This is a genomic window from Desulforhopalus sp. IMCC35007 (assembly GCF_005116575.1).
In the GTDB taxonomy this organism is placed as follows: Bacteria; Desulfobacterota; Desulfobulbia; order Desulfobulbales; family Desulfocapsaceae; genus Desulforhopalus_A.
The window spans coordinates 49372-67094 of the sequence record NZ_SWCN01000007.1 but is presented as its reverse complement, the minus strand read 5'-3'; the positions used below and the strand labels follow the sequence as shown (position 1 = coordinate 67094).

General features: G+C 44.0%; 16 protein-coding genes. 4 read left to right on the top strand and 12 right to left on the bottom strand.

All coding sequences use genetic code 11. The features are described from left to right. Positions 1 to 310 precede the first annotated feature (310 nt). Entirely contained in the window at positions 311 to 2170 is a 1860-nt protein-coding gene (locus FCL48_RS09205) for an ATP-binding protein (RefSeq protein ID WP_136871977.1), read from the top strand. A gap of 571 nt (positions 2171 to 2741) precedes the next feature. Beyond that, positions 2742 to 3647 (top strand): UV DNA damage repair endonuclease UvsE, encoded by a 906-nt coding sequence (uvsE, locus tag FCL48_RS09200; RefSeq protein WP_136871976.1) that lies wholly within the window; start codon positions 2742 to 2744, stop codon positions 3645 to 3647. Positions 3648 to 4057: 410 nt separating this feature from the next. Here uvsE and FCL48_RS24970 read toward each other — a convergent pair whose 3' ends face one another. The 12 genes from FCL48_RS24970 to FCL48_RS09145 all read right to left on the bottom strand — a co-directional run bounded on the left by FCL48_RS24970 (position 4058) and on the right by FCL48_RS09145 (position 12673). Then, positions 4058 to 4228: a hypothetical protein gene (locus FCL48_RS24970; protein WP_169309155.1), complete on the bottom strand. Its 171-nt coding sequence runs from the start codon at positions 4226 to 4228 to the stop codon at positions 4058 to 4060. Positions 4229 to 4484: 256 nt separating this feature from the next. Further along, positions 4485 to 4793, bottom strand: a complete 309-nt coding sequence (locus FCL48_RS09195) for a putative quinol monooxygenase (protein ID WP_136871975.1) — start codon at positions 4791 to 4793, stop codon at positions 4485 to 4487. A 180-nt stretch (positions 4794 to 4973) separates the two neighbouring features. After that, positions 4974 to 5555, bottom strand: a complete 582-nt coding sequence (locus FCL48_RS09190; protein WP_136871974.1) for a TRAP transporter small permease — start codon at positions 5553 to 5555, stop codon at positions 4974 to 4976. Then, complete coding sequence (locus FCL48_RS09185) at positions 5555 to 6844, bottom strand: TRAP transporter large permease (protein ID WP_136871973.1); 1290 nt, start codon at positions 6842 to 6844, stop codon at positions 5555 to 5557. Before FCL48_RS09185 ends, FCL48_RS09190 begins: the two co-directional genes overlap by 1 nt. An 85-nt stretch (positions 6845 to 6929) precedes the next feature. Further along, the gene (locus tag FCL48_RS09180; protein WP_169309154.1) at positions 6930 to 7946 is read right to left on the bottom strand and encodes a TRAP transporter substrate-binding protein; all 1017 of its coding nucleotides are present in this window, start codon (positions 7944 to 7946) and stop codon (positions 6930 to 6932) included. A gap of 398 nt (positions 7947 to 8344) precedes the next feature. Beyond that, on the bottom strand, positions 8345 to 8563 hold the full coding sequence (locus tag FCL48_RS09175) for a hypothetical protein (RefSeq protein WP_136871971.1): 219 nt from the start codon (positions 8561 to 8563) through the stop codon (positions 8345 to 8347). Positions 8564 to 8696: 133 nt separating this feature from the next. Then, positions 8697 to 9710, bottom strand: a complete 1014-nt coding sequence (locus FCL48_RS09170) for an ATP-binding cassette domain-containing protein (RefSeq protein WP_136871970.1) — start codon at positions 9708 to 9710, stop codon at positions 8697 to 8699. Further along, positions 9707 to 10393 (bottom strand): GTP-binding protein, encoded by a 687-nt coding sequence (locus FCL48_RS09165; protein ID WP_136872103.1) that lies wholly within the window; start codon positions 10391 to 10393, stop codon positions 9707 to 9709. The genes FCL48_RS09170 and FCL48_RS09165 overlap by 4 nt, the downstream gene beginning before the upstream one ends. Positions 10394 to 10413: 20 nt before the next feature. Continuing rightward, the gene (locus tag FCL48_RS09160; protein WP_136871969.1) at positions 10414 to 11631 is read right to left on the bottom strand and encodes an ABC transporter substrate-binding protein; all 1218 of its coding nucleotides are present in this window, start codon (positions 11629 to 11631) and stop codon (positions 10414 to 10416) included. An 84-nt stretch (positions 11632 to 11715) separates the two neighbouring features. Beyond that, a complete protein-coding gene (locus FCL48_RS09155; RefSeq protein ID WP_136871968.1) occupies positions 11716 to 11904 on the bottom strand; it encodes a hypothetical protein in 189 nt (62 codons plus the stop codon). A gap of 80 nt (positions 11905 to 11984) precedes the next feature. Beyond that, positions 11985 to 12404: an ArsC/Spx/MgsR family protein gene (locus tag FCL48_RS09150; protein WP_136871967.1), complete on the bottom strand. Its 420-nt coding sequence runs from the start codon at positions 12402 to 12404 to the stop codon at positions 11985 to 11987. Positions 12405 to 12451: 47 nt separating this feature from the next. Beyond that, positions 12452 to 12673 (bottom strand): hypothetical protein, encoded by a 222-nt coding sequence (locus tag FCL48_RS09145; protein WP_136871966.1) that lies wholly within the window; start codon positions 12671 to 12673, stop codon positions 12452 to 12454. A 659-nt stretch (positions 12674 to 13332) separates the two neighbouring features. Here FCL48_RS09145 and FCL48_RS09140 point away from each other — a divergent pair. Further along, positions 13333 to 16086: a PAS domain-containing sensor histidine kinase gene (locus FCL48_RS09140; protein ID WP_136871965.1), complete on the top strand. Its 2754-nt coding sequence runs from the start codon at positions 13333 to 13335 to the stop codon at positions 16084 to 16086. 311 nt (positions 16087 to 16397) lie between these two features. After that, the gene (locus tag FCL48_RS09135) at positions 16398 to 17723 is read left to right on the top strand and encodes an IS5 family transposase (protein ID WP_136871964.1); all 1326 of its coding nucleotides are present in this window, start codon (positions 16398 to 16400) and stop codon (positions 17721 to 17723) included.

The following is a 17723-nucleotide window of genomic DNA, read 5'->3' as shown; positions in this document are numbered from 1 at the left end:
TATCTGTTATGGTAATGTGAATATTGTAAGTCAATTCAAAAAACCTAATACCTTGTTAGGAATTACTTGATATTACAGTATAGTTAGCTGTATAATAGTAATGTTCCTGTGATGCATATTTCTTTGGTGCGATCGGCAATTACGTTAACGCCTGATGCTTTAATAGAATTCAGGCAGGCAATTTTTATCTGTTAGCGCTGTCCCCCCTTTCCTGACACATAACTTGACCGATCCGCCCCAGGAATAACAGCTCATAGACTTGCAGCTTTCAAGCACGATGTTTTTGATGGAGTGATAATTAAACTTACAAATGGCTGAAAACAAATATTTTCAAAAACATACGTTTCTGGCGGTGGCATTTTATGTTTTCATAGTTTTTCTCACCGCAATAACCATTTATTACAGGCATAAGGAAAGTATCTATCGGCATTTGGATCAGCATCTTGCGGCGAGTGCAGCCAGTGTGCAATATATACTGGCTGACGACTTTCATGACAGGGCCATAGCCAAAGATTCGGTGTTGCCGGCGGAGGATCAGGAAAATATCAGATTACTGACCCAAATGGCACGACTTTCATCTGTAACGTATTTGTACACGGTCATTATTCAAAACCAACATATTTTCATCACCTCCTCGAGCGCTTCAGAAGAAGAAATGGCCTCTTCGTCTGAGGTCCGTTATTTCACCCGTTATGATGAAGCCGTTCATCTGCTGACAGATAAAATTAAAAAAGATGAACCTATTCAATTAACATACTCAGATCGCTGGGGAACCTTCAGAACAAGCCTTCTGCTGCGCAGTAGCCCCGCAGGAAATTCATATATTTCGGGTGCAGAGATTAATATCAATGATATATCGGCTGGGCTCCGAATGGAAATGCTCTTAGCCTTTGGCTATTCCTTTCTATTACTTGGGGCCACTATTCCACTTCATTTGATCTACTCTGCACGACTGCGGAAACATTCAGCTTCGCTGAAAGTCGCCAACAATAAGCTGATTGAAGAACAAAAGATAAACGCCAGCCTGGGGGCGGAACTCCTCCAAGCGCAGAAGATGGAGGCCATCGGCACTCTGGCAGGAGGTATTGCCCATGATTTTAACAATATCCTCAGTGTAATCATAGGCTATGCCGAAATGGCAGAGCAGGATAGTACCGCAGGATCAATGGCTAAAAATGATATTAAGCAAGTTCTCAAGGCCAGCAACAGGGCCAAGGATCTTGTCAAACGGATCCTTAGTTTTAGCCGCCATACAGACACCGAACCTGTTGTCGTTCAAGTTGCTGCTGTTATCCATGAAACAATTAAGCTGCTGCGTTCCTCCCTACCATCGACCATAGCTATCCGGGAAGACGTTGATCCTGAATCAGGCTATATTCTTGCCGATCCGACCCAGATTCATCAGATCCTCATGAACCTCTGTACGAACGCTTTTCACGCCATGGAAGAGACCGGGGGGATTCTTTCCATTTCCCTGAGGAAGAAATACCTTCAATGTTCGGATTTTCCCTCTGAATCAAATATTCAACCTGGAGATTTTCTCAAGCTGTCTATAACAGACACCGGTTCAGGGATTGCACCTGAAATCCAGAAAAACATATTCGATCCTTATTTTACCACAAAAGAGGTTGGCAAAGGGACCGGCATGGGACTTGCCATTATCCATGGCATTGTGAAAAGTTATGGAGGCTTTGTAACCTTTGAAAGTCAAGCCGGGGAAGGAACTGTTTTCCATGCGTATTTTCCTGCTATGGCGGATGCCGCCCTGCCTGGAACCGACGTCCCGGACATCATTCCGGTTGGCCACGAACATATTCTTTTTATAGATGATGAGGAAATACTGGCCGAAATGGGTAAACAATTGCTAGAGAGACTCGGTTATCGGGTCACGGTCAGGCTAAACAGCATTGATGCCCTCTCCACTTTTCAGAGCCAGCCCGAGAGGTTCGATCTGATTATTACTGATCAGACCATGCCAGACATGACCGGCTTTGATCTCGCTAAAAGGATTCTCCAGCTTCGACCCGGAATGCCAATCATTCTCTGTACCGGGTATAGCTCTCAGGTTTCTAAAGATAAGGCAAAATCATATGGAATCAGGGGCTTTGCGCTCAAACCTCTGACAAAAAAAGATATTGCTGTTTTGATTAGAAAGGTGCTTGATGCATGACAACGTGCTATAGATTCAGACAGAAATTATAATCAGCTTGTCTCACAAGTTTGCCTGTATGTTTGCCTCAACTGGTGGTGAATTGTTTCTCCTGCACTTTCCCAGGTGGTATCCAGCAAAATCTGCTCATAAGTAATCTCCAACGGGTAACCGTTCACTGTGGTCCGTACAACCTGAAAAATAAAAATTTGACGACACGAAACATATAATGGGGTAGTTACCAGTATCGCTTCAATCAACCAATCTATATCATATTCTCAACCCTATAGACATCGCTTGAGCAAATCAACAGCAGCAAGCAGGTAAGAGAATATTATCTTCCAGGGAGCAATCCAACAAGATGGTCTTTTGTCAGTGGCTTTTTGGAAATTTTGGAGAGATTTATTCCGACAGTTTTGAGGAAACCTGCTCTGCAGCTGAATACTAAATAAAGCTATGGATGTTATAATAACCACGCCTGGATTGTACAAAAAATTGTCGTATACTTCAGGCGCCAAAACATGGGTAGCTGATATAATTTGTTATATATGTGATTATCTATGATAGTCTAGACTGTGATGAAGGAGCTCCTATGCGCTTTGGTTTGTGCTGTATTTTTAAAAATGAGAAGATTGCCTTTCGGACAACGACTGCCAAGTTTCTTTCCAGCCTGTCTCGTGCTGAACAGCTGAACAAGTTGTCTGATCTCTGCTACGACAATAGTTGGAACCTCCTGCAGGCCGTAGAAATCGTCCACCGCCTTGGGATCGGTGCATTTCGCATCATGTCGCCGCTGTTTCCTCGGATAACCCATCCAGAGGTTGGTTATCGTCTTGATGATCTTCCCAAGGGAGAGAGAATAGTCGAATTGCTTAGCGCCGTTCGATCTTTTTCCCATTTGCATGACATTCGTCTCAGTTTCCACCCGGATCAGTTTGTTGTGATTTCTTCACCTGACACAAGGGTCGTCGCCAACTCAATCCGAGAATTGGAGTATCAGGGATGGCTGGCGGAAGCAGTCGGGGCAGGCATTATTAATCTACATGCCGGTGGTGTCTACGGCGATAAATTATCTGCACTGCAACGATTTAGCCAGGTTTTTGGAGATCTTCCTGGAAATGTGCGCAGCCGCTTGACTCTGGAAAATGATGATGTCAGTTATACTGTATCCGATCTCTTGCCCCTTTGTGACAAGCTGAGCATTCCACTGGTCTATGATGTTCATCACCATCGCTGCAATCCGGATGAACTGTCTGTCGAAGAGGCCACTGAGCTTGCAGCTGCAACCTGGCATCGGCAGGGGAGGGAGCAATATTGCCATCTGTCATCACCGAAGGCCGGTTGGGGGGATGGTAATCCCAGACCACATGCCGATTATATAAATCCCGATGATCTGCCCGACTGTTGGCGAGGGCGTGTGATGACTGTCGATATTGAAGCGAAAGCCAAAGAGCTGGCAATCATGCGATTGATGGATGACATATGTCATGAAAACTAGGTTAAACTCACATCACCATGGCAGAAAGACCATGCGTGAAAGAATTTCCCCTACAATCGACACTTAAAACCTATGACGTCACTACGTATTGGTTTGTCCGCCAACAGGGCCAGCAGGTGCCAGGATTGCAGATAAAGTGTGGAAGAAGACTACGAAAATATAGGTCTATCAAAGTGCTCTTTAATTACACTTAACACGCTTAAAGGAGATATTTAACGGTCGGGTGGAGAATATCGTTAGAATTATACCAGCATTAGACACCGCTTGAGATCCATATTCTCTTTTCTGTTGATCTCTCAGAATATTTGTCGGATCTCAAACGGTAATGTATTCATGTTTTCCCATGCACTAGAATAATTCAACAATTCTAACATAGAAAAAATTATTTATCTTAACATGGGGAAAATATATCACCAGCTATCACCAAGCATATCACTCACGTTTACACATTTTGCTTTTTCTTCTTCAGTGAGATTATCCTTATCTTTTAAGTCGTCTAAATAGCAGGCATATTCTTTTCCATCATTGTCCTTCACCCATACCATGCTCTGATATTCTTTTGAAATAATTTCGCCTCTCATACTCATAACCCACCTCTCTATTGTATATGAAAAAATCTTATCGTTCCTATGGAATTCAACAAATTGAAATCCTTGCAAGTGTATAGAGTGTGTTAAGATCGATCCTTGAGACTCTTTCTTGCCTGTCTTATACGATAGAGCATGCGAAATGATTTACAATGAAAGCAAAAGAAGTGCATAATACTAATGAATACTATCATTCGTAGTTAGAACGGATGCAGTATTTAGTATGATGTTCTCAATTCTTTCTTGTCAATCACAACATATTTTGTTGCACCTTTATTGATACCCCTTCAATCATGCCCTGTGCATCCTTTCTGAACTCTGCCAGATGTGGCACGGAGAGGTGGGCATGGAAGGCCTCAATATTCTCCCACTTTTCTATGACAGTAATAATATTCTTATTTTTCTCCTGGGTGGGAATGTCCGTCTCAAAGTCAACCGTTGGACAGTACATAATGCATCCCTCCTCGGCTTCAACTTTAGGGACAAATGATTTATAGATCTCTTTCATCTGGGGCATTTTCCCATCTGCAATGGTCAACGAAGCAATAATATGAATCATAGGAATATCCTTTTTCTACAATTTTATAAGAGGATACCTTCTTTTAATGAAGGTTGGGCCATGTGGCTATCTGGAGCAACAATCAAAATAGAACAACTACAACAGCCAGGCTTGTATTAGGCCGACAGGCGAATCAGCTTAGGACGTAGCCGAAAAAGTGCTGGCTGTAGACATCTGAGCTCACTCTGATGGTTTTTGACTGGGCTCGCCTGAAAAGAGGTCCATAACGGTTCCTAAAAAATCAAAAATTGAATAAATCAGCATTATCAGAGCAGATATCGGCATGCAGGAGTAGAGAACCGATTTTTTAATTTGAAAAACGGTGGTCAATTCGGTTGACCGTAGCGTCAGACGCATTGAAAACCAGAACAAAATTCCCATGAACACCATACAAATCAGGTAGATAAACATCTTGTAAAGAATCTTTAAGCGCTGGTTTGGCAGGCGTGGAGTGATCCAGTCTCCAACGCTGAAATGGAGCTTGGCCCCCCATAAAGCAGCTGCACCATAGAAGACCAGAGCGGCAAAGGAGAGTTCAACAATTTCATCAAACCAATGAAAGGATGTGACCGGCAGCAGATTTTTGATGGCTTCTGCAATGTTGACATATCCATTAACGCTGAGGAAGTTGATCAGGTCAGTCGTCAGCCGTAACAGCACGTTGACAACCATCAGCAGTCCCAGTGCCGAGAAAATTGCCATCGAAATCAGGCGCAATATCTTTTGCACCCAGCTATCCAGTTTTTTAAGAGCCTTGATCATCACATCTCTCCCATCAGCAGGTTCGGTAAGAATAGGGCTATACTCGGTACGAATGCAATAATCAGGGTAATAATCAGGATGATAATGAGGTATGGCCAGATTTTCCTAGCCAAAGCCGGAATCCCGACCTTGGCGAAACTGTCGACAGCAAACAGACACATACCTACAGGCGGAGTAAGATTGCCGATCATGATAAGTAGAGTCATGACCACACCAAAATTAACCAGATCGATCTGAAACATCTTGGCAATTGGCATAAAGATAGGCAGGGTGATGAGGAAAATAGCATTTCCCTCAAGAAAACAGCCCATGATCAGGACGATGCCGATGATAATCCATAATACAGCCGATTGCGTTGCCCCAAAATCAATCAAGGTCGCGATGATGCTGTCCGGTATTTTCTGATGGATGATGAGCCAGCCAAAGAAGTTTGCTGCTGCGATGATGAAGAGCAGACTGACCGCCTGAGTAATCGATTTGTACATAATATCCGGCAAATCTTTAAACGTAAGGTCCCCATAATAAAATCCGAGTAACAGGGCATATACACAGACAACTACCGATGCTTCTGTCGGAGTAAAGAAGCCGGTCATGATTCCGCCAATGATAATTACCGGGGCCAGAAGTGGCCAGAATGCTTCTTTGAAGGCGATCCATCGAAGGCTAATCGATGCCCTGTGGGCAGAACAGGGATAATCGTGTCGCTTGGCCAGAACTGCCAAGGCCATCATCATTCCAAGACTCATTATGATGCCAGGGATGAAACCCGCCATAAACAGGCGGGCGACCGAAACACTCGTGATCGCTCCATAAAGCACGAAAGGGATACTGGGGGGGATAACCGGACCGATTACCGAGGAAACTGCAACCAGTGTAGCGGAATCCGCCGGATCGTAACCTGCGTCGACCATCGCCTTGTGTTCGATCTGGCCGAGACCTGCAGCATCGGCGACAGCTGAACCGGACATACCCGAAAAAATGACGCTGGCTACAATATTAACCTGTCCCAGGCCACCGGAAATATGTCCAACCATTGCACTGGCAAAACGGAAAATTCGATCGGTTATCCCACCGACATTCATCAGGTTCCCAGCCAGAATAAAAAATGGTATCGCCAGCAGGGTAAAGCCGGTGGTGCCGTAATACATTCTGTGCGGAAGCATCGCCAGCATGCGAGCATCACCGAGGCCAACGAAAAAGATAACTGAAGTTACACCAATTGCAACAACAACCGGGACATTTATGAGGAGGAGGGCGATCAGGACGGCGAATATAGAAAGGGTCAACAATGTAAGTCACCTCTTAGAACTTAAAATACTGGCTCCACCTCGTAACAAAGGCGGAGCCATTTGTGCTATGAAACTATTCTGTTGTTTATTGCATTGACTCCGTCATCTTCATCCATTTGTCAAAGTTGGCCTCACCGACATTCTTTTTGATCTTTTCGTAGGCAGGACCCATTTTGGCTTTGAAAGGAGCCAGGTCAGGAGTATCGATCTGAATACCTTTGGAACGCATGTCTTCGATCTGTTTTTGCTCGTCAGCACGGGCGAGTTTACGCATGAGCAGTCTGGCAGAATTGGATTCTTCGCGAATAATTGTCTGCTGTTCAGGTGTCAGACTGTCCCAGACACCTTTGGAAACCACGTGACACATTGAACTGTAAAGGTAGTTTATAATGGAGATATATTTTTGAGATTCGTACAGTTTGAGGTTGTAAATAACACCGATTGGGTTTTCCTGCCCGTCGACAACACCCTGACGCATGGCCATAACCAGTTCGCTGAAAGCGATGGTCTGAACGTTGGCGCCAAGAGCTTCCATGGCTGCCTGATAGGTCATGGCGGGAGGTGTTCTTATCTTAAGCCCTTTGAGGTCAGCAGGGGAAATGATGGGCAGTTTTGAATTGGTCAACTGACGGAATCCCCATTCCCAGCTGGATAGATAGACAAGGCCAATTTTTTCAACTTCAGGTGCAGCCCAATCTATAAACGGGCCATCGAGTACTCGATCGGCGTGTTCATAGCTGCTGAGAGAAAAGGGAATACTAACGGTGTCAAACAGGGATACGTGCTTGGCAAGTTGATCCTGACCTGAAAGACTCATATCAACTACACCCATGATAACCTGCTCAAGAACTTCTGGTGGACTACCAAGAGCATTGTTTGGGTAAATTGCGATTTTTACTTCACCATTGGTGCGTTTTTCAACATTGTTTGCGAACTGGGTTGCGGCAATATGGGACGGATGAGTATCAGATCCGAAATGACCTAACTTCAGTTCTATGACTGCGAATGCTGAAGATGCCCAAGTGCAGCACAGCAATGTAATCAGAACCGCTAATAATGTCTTAGACCTATACCTACCGCCAACTCTCTGCTTTTGATACATTGTGAGCTCCTCCATTGTTATAGTTAGTGTGACTGTACATTTGTTGGCGATTGGGACACAATCGACCATCCTTCAATCTTAGCACAATCTATCATCCACAATGGTTGAGGTATTAGGGCATTTTCAATAACCTGTCCTATATTCCAAAACCAAGTGATGGTTATAAACAATCAAATGTTGAGGCTAGCCTAATTATTTTTTACAAATTTTTGTTAAAGCAGAACACCTGTGTAACCTATCGTCTTTTTTTCGTCTTTTCCACTGTTTTCTCAACGGAAAAGAGATCTGTCTGCCAGGTGAGCATTTCTCAGGTATGCACAGCTCTGTCTTTTGCAGAAAAGAACACTTGGTGTTGTGTCATAACATAGGAACTCAGATGTATCGTCACACCTGCTAACTCATTGCTGAGCTGATTTAATTTTAAATGAATACAGCCTTTTTAGGTATACAGACTTTGATAAAATATCTCTTTTGTAAATATTATTTTGTTCGTCCTGGTCAGTGATGTAGAAGTTTTCAGAGCAAAGACAACCTCTTGAAAAAAATTCTGTATTGTCTGGTGCTTCAGAGGAATAGTCTTTTTTCTGCCATAATAAGATGGCTCTTTTTCCGTCCATGTCCTCCATTTCGAAATTTTTTTCTCCGCCTTACCGATAATCCAGGCAGCGATGAGGCTTAGAACGGAGAGACTAAACAGCCATCTGCCTCAAAATCGGTGGGTTTACAATCGCGGGCTCTACCAACACAGGTTTAACCGAGAAAGTACGAAAAAGATAATCGGTTGCCTGTTCTGATCAAATCTCGCATTCCGGAAAGCTTTTTATCAATTACGAGAAGCTCCGAGATAACCCGTCTCTCCTCTGGGCTCGTCGTCAAAATAGCCTGAATACCGCCGTTACCGATCACCAGCCGACGATCTGCAGAGAGTGCAAGCAACGGATCATGGGTGGCCATCAAGACCATTTTTTCTTCCTTGACCAGAAGCTCCAGCGCCCGTCTTCTATCGACACCTGCGTTTTCAATTTCATCAATAAGAACTATGGGTGACGCACTGAGACAGGCGACATCAGCGATCATAAGTGCTCTGGACTGCCCTCCCGATAATGCAGTAACAGGCGTTTCAAGGGTAAAGGGTTCACCTGCCAGTTCCACCGCTGTTGCAAATATCTGATCGATACGAAAATCGATATCGGGGACAAGCCGACTCTCCGCATGCATACGAACAAACGCACCAACAGTGAGATCCATCACAAAGTTCATGTTTTGCGATAATTGTGCAACCAACTGCTGGTCCCCGGAAAGCCGCTTTTTTTCATCGGGTGCTTCTCCATCTATGAGTACCTGCCGGCCGGAAGGCGTATCCTTTTGGGCGAGACACTCTATGTCGGCGAGTAATCTGCTTTTTCCTGACCCTGTTGGGCCAACAAGTGCAACAACCTCTCCGACCTTGAGTACCACATTATTTGGTTCCGGATTGCCATTCTTATCATGACCCGCTTTTAGGGTGATCTCAGTAATTGACTGCTGGGGCTGTAATCTAAATATCTCCATTTGTTTTATAAAATCGAGACATTGGTCTATCAGTGATTGATGATTGAGTGAAAACTCACTGAGCTGGGAGCTTGGGATTGATTGCAGGAATTCTTTCAGAGTTGTCTGGTTACGCGGGACGGTAATGGCCATCGCGGTGAAAAAATCCAGAAGGTAGGGACGTTCTTTGACCAGGAACGAGACTTTTTGATTGAGGATTGTCGTACCTGTCATGAGAAATCCATGGTCTTGACGTTGCCGATCTGGCAGTCTGGTCCGATCCGTGTCTCTCCGAGACAGTAAGAGCACAGTGCCGCCGGCATGGTAAATCGGAGTTTATAGTCCTCAAGACTTGCAACCAATGGTGCATTCTGAAAATGTTTTTGTAACAACAAATTACCTTGTCCGGTGAGACCATTAACAGGCAGTACTGCCGCCCTTGCGTTCACCTGACGAACGCGGAATGAAAAAACCTCACGCTCGGCTTGTGAGACAATATCCCCTTTGGTCAAAACTACCACATCGGCACTTTTTAGCATTGGTCCGATTTTTCTTGGAGTATGCACACCGCTCAACTGATCAATGACACATACGGCAAGAACGCCACGAATATGCGGAGAACAACGGTTACATAAACCGGCACTTTCAATGATCAGCAGGTCAAAACCACTCCTTATCCCCCATTGCAGAGCCTGTTCTATATTTGCTATAAAGAAATGATCGGGGCATAGTCCGCCCGCAAGACCCTTTTTAACCGGAATCCCTGCATGATTATAGCGGTGTTGATCTTCACTGGTGAGACAATCAAACTTTACCACACCAATCTTGAGATTTCTTTCCTGCATCGACTCAACAGTTCGGAGAACGACGGAAGTTTTCCCACAGGAGGGTGGTCCCGCGACGGTAATGAGCCTCAGTGATGTTTTTTCAGGAACCATCATATTCCAGGCTTTACCCGCGGCATAAATATTGTATCTATCACACGGTTTAGTTCCAGTAGGTCATCGCGACGCAGGTAATCCCAACCAAGCCACAGGAGCGGCTTATTTTGAACGTCCCCTACAATATCTCCATGGGGGACAGGAAACCTGGCACCAACCAGCACCTGAGCAAGCTCCTTACCCGTAAGATAATCAAGAATCGGACGCAATTCCTCAAGCTTTGAAGATTTGACCTGCAGGGTTACAGGACTCGCCAAAGCCCCGTCTTCCGGCCAGATTATACGAATCCTGTCCTGCTTTCTGGCCCTGTGGGCAAAAAATTCCGGCATCACATAAATCGCACCCGGCGCACCACCGTCAATGTTTTTGATCATCTGTGACGGATGTAATCCCTGAAGAACGTTATCAGCCAGCCTTTCCAGGCCTTCTTTACCATAGCGTTGATATGTCGGTAACAGCACAGCGTGACAGAAAAATCCATTTCCCCCACGTAGGGTCACACTCTCTTTCCACATGGGATCCAGAAGATCCTTCCAGCAACTGGGCAACGATCGATCGCCTACCTCGTCAAGATTGGCCACCATCACCAGCGGATTGACACCCAGAACAGAATACTCTCCATTTGGCTCAACGATGCCAGCATTGATATAGTTGGAGTTGGGTTCATAGGTGCCATAGCCACAAAACTGACCGCTCGCAACAAACTTTTCATAGAATCTGCGGCCATAAAACGTATTGAAATCAGATGAAATTATAATGTCCGGTAACTCATCTACAGACTCGATCCGCTCAACATAAGAATAGTAAGACAACTCCTGGTTGAGGTTTCCCTCAACGGCAAATTTGACAGCAACACCGAGGTCACGCTTTAAGTTTTCAAGAAAGGAGCTCATTGCTCTGCTAAATGGCATCTTGAGCCCACACGGCATCAGTGCCAAAAGCGTCAAATCTCCCTGTGTCCTGACGTCTTCAAGTCCTGGTGCCTCCAGGATGTTTTCCTGTTCAACAGCCTCTTCGAGTAATCTCATAAAACTGGGCTCGGGGATAAAGCGACTTCTAAGAGCTGTTCCCAGTGTCAAAAAAGGGGATAAAGCCCTCATTGCATTCTCGGTAACAAGTATATCAAGACCATGGGCAATAAAAACAGCCTTTGTTGAAGGGTAATAGGTGATGATATCGGCAACGCTCAGATTGAAAGATAAATCAGGTTTCATGGAGATTGTTCCTTTTAAAAGTGAATCAACAGATGTCCCGCAGATACAATGCGTACCGTTGATAATACAAAGTGTTTTCTAACGTCACCCAAGCGATTCTAAATATGCTTTGGTAATCCAGGAATCCCCCTCTTCTTCCGTCAAGTCGTCAAGTGTCTTGATATCCCGGAGAATATATTCTTTAGAGAACCTGGACAAATAGTCCTCTATTTTCATACCGAGCGCACTGCTGAGTTGTTTAAAAATATGTATTTGTATCCTGTTCAACCCCATTTTTACATTCCTGGTTTTATGATGAGGACAGACTTCGTCGAATGCTCCAGAGAATTTCCCTCCTACATTGGGGAAAATCGTTATATTATTTTATCGTCACAGGATACAGAATGCAGATTAGGACAGGTAACGACATCATCTGCACCATCCCAGGAACCAAGGTATGGAGTAAGACGTTCATCCGTAAAACCTTGAATCGAGATGCCATCAACCCGTATCAATGGACGCTTGATGAGTATTGGATTTTCAATCATGAGACGAACCGCTTCACCATAGGAGAGATCTGCAGGTATTATTTCTCCTTTTTTGATCGCCGGAGCGGTATAATTCATGATCAAAACGGGGTCCTTTACAGCAAAAAACGGGGCAAGTTCTTCAGGGCTCCAGCTATGTTCCAGTATATTTATGCACTCAAGACTATTCCCCGCCTTAAGCAAAATATCTTTCTGCTTTTCGCCGTTAATACAGCCGGGTTTTTCAAAAAATTGGATAAAAGCCATGGTATCACCGTTGTTATTTGATTGGGACGAGTGGATTTCTCGGGCTGTTAATCTCTGTGGGATTCAACAACTTCGTCTAAACTCCCTTGCCAGCTACAAGCACCACAACAGATATTATGTGCATCAATAACAATGTTATTGATCTCCTCAGTGGTCATCTCGACAAACTCGACGCTCCGCCCGTCTGTTACTTGAAAAATAATTTTCTCCCGTGTTTTGGAGGTCATAAAATATTTTGATCCGCAGCTCGGGCAGATATACTGAGTCATTCTTCTATTCCTCAAATTAATGGTACCACCCCCCTGATGGCTTAACGTTGCATTGTCTGTTACAAGTCTTAAGCCATTTGACAATATTTATAGTGATATTGTCTAACCTTTTAAAATCAGGTTATTACTGCCTTTAGCATGAACTGTGATGAACTCTATGTTTCGCATTGCCGTTGTATGATTTCCTACAAAAATGAAATAAAACGCCAAGGTGGTAGATGGAAAAGACAAAACAGGTTCTCTTCGGTACAAAGAGAAAAAGCCGTTCTCAAACCAGTGATATCTGCGATTTGTACAGGCACTGGAAAACGTATCTGCCAGCTATAGTCTTGGTTTGACTCTGACAGCCACATTTCCATCCGCTGTGGAATGTTTAAAAATATCATCTGACATGGTGTTGTCTGCAATCAGCCCCAGCGATCTCAGGTAGTATGTTGGGACAGGAATAAGCCCAATTTAGAGAGGATGTGTCCGGTTTAATCTGCAATTAAAAGTCTTGTACTATTTGACGATCTATTTTTAAATAATTAACATGATTGAACTTATCATTCAAAATATCTTTTGGTATTGTTTTATCTGTAGAGTACTTTGATGCTTAGTTGAACTCATGATAGATCAAGACAGCTCTTCCTCTGATATATTTATCTCTAAGGTTAAAAATGATTGCTAAAAAACCCACATATGAAGATTTGATGCAGGAAGTTCTTGAGCTCAAAAAGACAAAAGCGGCTCTTAAAGAAAGTGAGGAAAAGTTCAGGTTGCTTTTTGAACATTCCGCCGATGGACAAGTTCTATATAAGGGGGATCAGTTTATAGATTGCAACCAGGCTTCACTTGAAATGCTCGGTTTTGAAAATAGGGGGCAATTACTCAAACTTCATCCAGCAGATATTTCACCAGAACAGCAACCAGATGGTCAATCATCGGCAGTAAAAGCCGAATTGATGACCGCCTTGGCGCTTGAAAAAGGTCATCACCGTTTCGAGTGGCTATGCCTGAGGTCGGATGGTTCCAATCTGCTGCTCAACATTCTGTTGAATGTGATCAGAATAGAAAAAGAGACTGTAATCCATGGGGTTTGGCAAGATATTACAAGACTAAAACAGGAAGAAGATGCGTTACGGGAAAATGAGCAGCGTTACAAGAGTGCTCAGCGAATGGGACTCGTAGGAAACTGGGAATATGACCTTGTTACTGGAAAATTTTGGGGTTCTGATGAAGCTAAAAGAATCTATGGATTAGATCCCAAAGAGGAAACGTTCACCGTCGACACAGTCGAAAAATGTATCCTGGATCGTGACAGAGTTCATCAGGCACTGGTAGATCTGATAGAAAAAGAGAAACCATACGATCTTGATTTTGAGATTCAGCCGATCACCAGGCAAGAGCGAAAGGTTATCAGATCAATTGCTGAGCTTGTTAAAAATGATGCTGGTCTACCAATAAAGGTAATTGGTGTAATACAAGACGTTACCCGACGTAAGCAGGCTGAAAGCAAAACGGCAGACACTGAAAAGCGTCTGAGAGAAGCACAGCGTATTGCTCAGGTCGGTGATTGGGACTGGGACCCTGTTACAAACAGTGTTACCTGGTCAGAACAACTCTACAGAATTTTTTCTCTCGACTCCACTAAGCCACCGCCTGATTATCAAGGCCAGCTCCAGCTTTACCATCCAGAAGACGCGACCCAGCTTAACGAGGCTGTCTCAAAAGCCTTAAAAGACAAGACACCTTACGAACTGGAATTGCGTCGAACCAATCCAGACGGACAAGAAATTCATCTTCTGGCACGTGGAGAAACGGAAACGGATCAATTTGGGCGAGTAGTGCGCCTGTTCGGGTCCGTCCAGGACATAACGGCTCGTAAAGTCAACGAAGTACGGTTAGTAAAAAGTGAAGAACGATATAGAACGTTGTTTGAAAATGCTCCATTTCCTTATCAGAGTTTAGATAAAGACGGTTGTTTCCTCGAGGTGAATAAAAGGTGGTTGGATCACTTAGGATACTCTCAAAAAGAGGTTGTAGGCAAGTCGTTTGGGGATTTTTTACATCCTGATTGGCAGGATCATTTTAGAGAAAACTTTCCTCGGTTTAAGTCCATTGGGGAAGTCATGGGCATAGAGTTTCAGCTCAAGAAAAAAGATGGGACCTATGTTTGGGTCGCATTTGATGGCAAAATTACAAGAGACCTGGATGGGCAGTTTATTCAAACACATTGTATTTTTAATGATATCTCAGAACAAAAGAGACTTCAGGATAAAGTCAAAATGCAAAATGAAGCCCTCAATCAGTCTCAGAAGCTTCAAGCAGTGGGGCGACTGGCTGGCGGCATTGCCCACGACTTTAACAATATGCTCAGTATTATTCTTGGTCACGCCGAATTGGCTATGGAAAATTTAGAATCCAGTGATCCCCTTTATGGAGACATGGAAGACATTTATCAGGCTGCTATGCGCTCAGCAGACATAACACGGCAACTTCTGGCCTTTGCTCGAAAACAAACGGTTGCTCCCAAAGTACTTAATCTCAATGACAGCATCGGCAGTATGCTAAAAATGCTCCGTCACTTGATCGGTGAAAATATAAATTTTGCCTGGGTGCCGGCAACAGAACTTTGGACAGTTAAAATAGACCCTTCGCAGGTGGATCAGATCCTGGCAAATCTCTGTGTCAATGCAAGAGATGCAATAACTGACATCGGTAAAGTTACCATCGAAACTAAAAATTTTGCATTTGACGAAGCCTACTGCGCAGACCATCCAGAGACATTTCCGGGTGAATACATCATGCTCGCAGTAAGCGACGACGGTTGCGGAATAGTACCAGAGGTTATCGAGCAGGTTTTCGAACCATTTTTCACGACCAAAGAAATGGGTAAGGGGACGGGACTTGGCTTGGCCACTGTGTATGGCATTGTTAAACAGAACAATGGTTTTATCAGCGTCTACAGCGAACCGATGAAAGGGACAACCATCAGGGTTTATTTGCCACGACATGTCCAAACCGTCAAGGAACAAAAAAAGAGCGTCCCCGAAACCCCGTTGAGCAAAGGAGAAACAATACTCCTGGTTGAAGATGATGCCTCGATCTTGAAGCTTGGGGTCAGAATAATCGAAAGGATGGGATATAAGGTCCTTTCGACCACAAGTCCCAAAAAAGCGAAAAGTATTGCCGAAGGATATGGTGGCCAGATCGATCTATTGATAACAGATGTAGTTATGCCAGAGATGAACGGCCGCGAACTCTCTGAACAGTTGCAACATCTCTACCCCCAGATCAAGATTCTCTTCATGTCCGGTTACACAGCTAATGTCATCGCCCACCAGGGTATATTAGATGAAGGAGTTCATTTTATATCAAAGCCGTTTTTTCAAAAAGAAATAGCTATTAAAATAAGAGAGGTCCTGGATTGAGGATAGTTGAGGAGAAGAAAAAATAAAAAAAAGGTTATCACACTTGATTCATTGGCCAATACTTTGATTCTCTGCCAATCAGCTGGAAAGCCAGGAATATCAAAACAGAAATTCCTGGGGTTGGCTGCAAAGTGTGTAAAATGAACCGGCAAATAGGTGGGGCTTTCTGATCCCCATTGCACCTGCACTAAATCAGTCGATGCTGAAAAATGAGATATATGTCTGAATAAACTAGAGAAAAACGATCAAGTATGCTAATATAAATGCAAGATTATTGATACTAACCGTCCATTTTCTTGCATTTTTTAGCCATGAAACCAAAGAAATCTCCTCAGCAGAATCCCCAAGCAGATCTATTCAGGGCCGAGCTTCAAAACATGATCAACCCCAGCCACTCTCTTGTTAAACTATCAGAAGTGGTGAACTGGGACCAATTTAACCAAACATTTGGTGAGTCATTCAATTCAGAAAAAGGCCGGCCTGCCATCAGTACACGACTGATGATTGCACTTCATTATTTCAAGTACACATTTGACCTCAGTGATGAAGATGTTCTTCATGGCTGGGTTGAAAACCCCTATTGGCAGTACTTTAGTGGTATGAAGTACTTTGAACATAAACTTCCCATTCATCCGACAAGCATGACCAAATGGCGGAATAGGATCGGCGAGGCTGGAGCTGAAGAGCTGTTAAAGCAGACCATTGAAGCCGGATTGAAATTGAAAGCGATTAAGACAACTCAGTTGAAAAGAGTGAATGTCGATACGACGGTGATGGAGAAAGATATTCGCTTCCCAACTGATGCCAGACTGTATGATCGTGCACGAGATAGATTGGTGAAAGAGGCAAAAAAGAGAAAGATTAACTTGAGGCAAAACTACAATCGCCTTGCAAAACGCCTGGTGTTGAAACAAAGCCGGTATGCACATGCCAGGCAAATGAAGAGAGCCAGGAATTGCACCAAAAAGCTGAAAACATACCTCGGTCGTGTAATTCGTGATATTGAAAGAAAATGTTCGGTTATTGACGGGGATCTATCGGCTTTACTCGCAACATCGAAAAAAATCCACAAGCAACAGCGACACGATAAAAACAAGGTGTACAGCGTACACGAACCTGATGTTGATTGTATCAGTAAAGGAAAGGCTCATAAGCGATATGAATTTGGGACCAAAGTCAGTGTAGCAACGACGAGTCGTGGAGGCTGGTTTGTTGGTGCTCTTGCCTTCCACAACAATCCATACGATGGGCACACTCTGGACGAGACTTTAGAACAAGTGACCAAGCTGACAAAAAGCCCAGATCATGTTTTTGTGGATCGCGGGTACCGAGGTCACGATTACACAGGTAAAGCTTCGGTGCATGTTGACAAAGTACGGAGAGGAAAAACCTCAAACAGCCTTTGGCGATGGATGAAGCGTCGCTCGGCAGTTGAACCATCCATAGGTCACTTAAAACAAGAACACCGTATGGATCGAAACCGATTGAAAGGAGTGATCGGGGATCAGATAAATGCTATCCTCAGTGCTGCTGGTATGAACTTCAAAAAGCTAATGAAGTTCATTAGAGGAGTTTTGCTTCTTTTTTGGGCAATGATTGTAATTCAGGCTGGGATGCCAAGTCGGCAACCCGCCTGA

Bases quoted from the DNA above. Each gene is read 5' to 3' on its own strand.
- FCL48_RS09205 (WP_136871977.1), top strand. From the start codon at position 311: ATGGCTGAAAACAAATATTTTCAAAAACATACGTTTCTGGCGGTGGCA.
- uvsE (WP_136871976.1), top strand. From the start codon at position 2,742: ATGCGCTTTGGTTTGTGCTGTATTTTTAAAAATGAGAAGATTGCCTTT.
- FCL48_RS24970 (WP_169309155.1), bottom strand. From the start codon at position 4,228: ATGAGAGGCGAAATTATTTCAAAAGAATATCAGAGCATGGTATGGGTG.
- FCL48_RS09195 (WP_136871975.1), bottom strand. From the start codon at position 4,793: ATGATTCATATTATTGCTTCGTTGACCATTGCAGATGGGAAAATGCCC.
- FCL48_RS09190 (WP_136871974.1), bottom strand. From the start codon at position 5,555: ATGATCAAGGCTCTTAAAAAACTGGATAGCTGGGTGCAAAAGATATTG.
- FCL48_RS09180 (WP_169309154.1), bottom strand. From the start codon at position 7,946: ATGTATCAAAAGCAGAGAGTTGGCGGTAGGTATAGGTCTAAGACATTA.
- FCL48_RS09175 (WP_136871971.1), bottom strand. From the start codon at position 8,563: ATGGACGGAAAAAGAGCCATCTTATTATGGCAGAAAAAAGACTATTCC.
- FCL48_RS09170 (WP_136871970.1), bottom strand. From the start codon at position 9,710: ATGACAGGTACGACAATCCTCAATCAAAAAGTCTCGTTCCTGGTCAAA.
- FCL48_RS09160 (WP_136871969.1), bottom strand. From the start codon at position 11,631: ATGAAACCTGATTTATCTTTCAATCTGAGCGTTGCCGATATCATCACC.
- FCL48_RS09155 (WP_136871968.1), bottom strand. From the start codon at position 11,904: ATGGGGTTGAACAGGATACAAATACATATTTTTAAACAACTCAGCAGT.
- FCL48_RS09150 (WP_136871967.1), bottom strand. From the start codon at position 12,404: ATGGCTTTTATCCAATTTTTTGAAAAACCCGGCTGTATTAACGGCGAA.
- FCL48_RS09145 (WP_136871966.1), bottom strand. From the start codon at position 12,673: ATGACTCAGTATATCTGCCCGAGCTGCGGATCAAAATATTTTATGACC.
- FCL48_RS09140 (WP_136871965.1), top strand. From the start codon at position 13,333: ATGATTGCTAAAAAACCCACATATGAAGATTTGATGCAGGAAGTTCTT.
- FCL48_RS09135 (WP_136871964.1), top strand. From the start codon at position 16,398: ATGAAACCAAAGAAATCTCCTCAGCAGAATCCCCAAGCAGATCTATTC.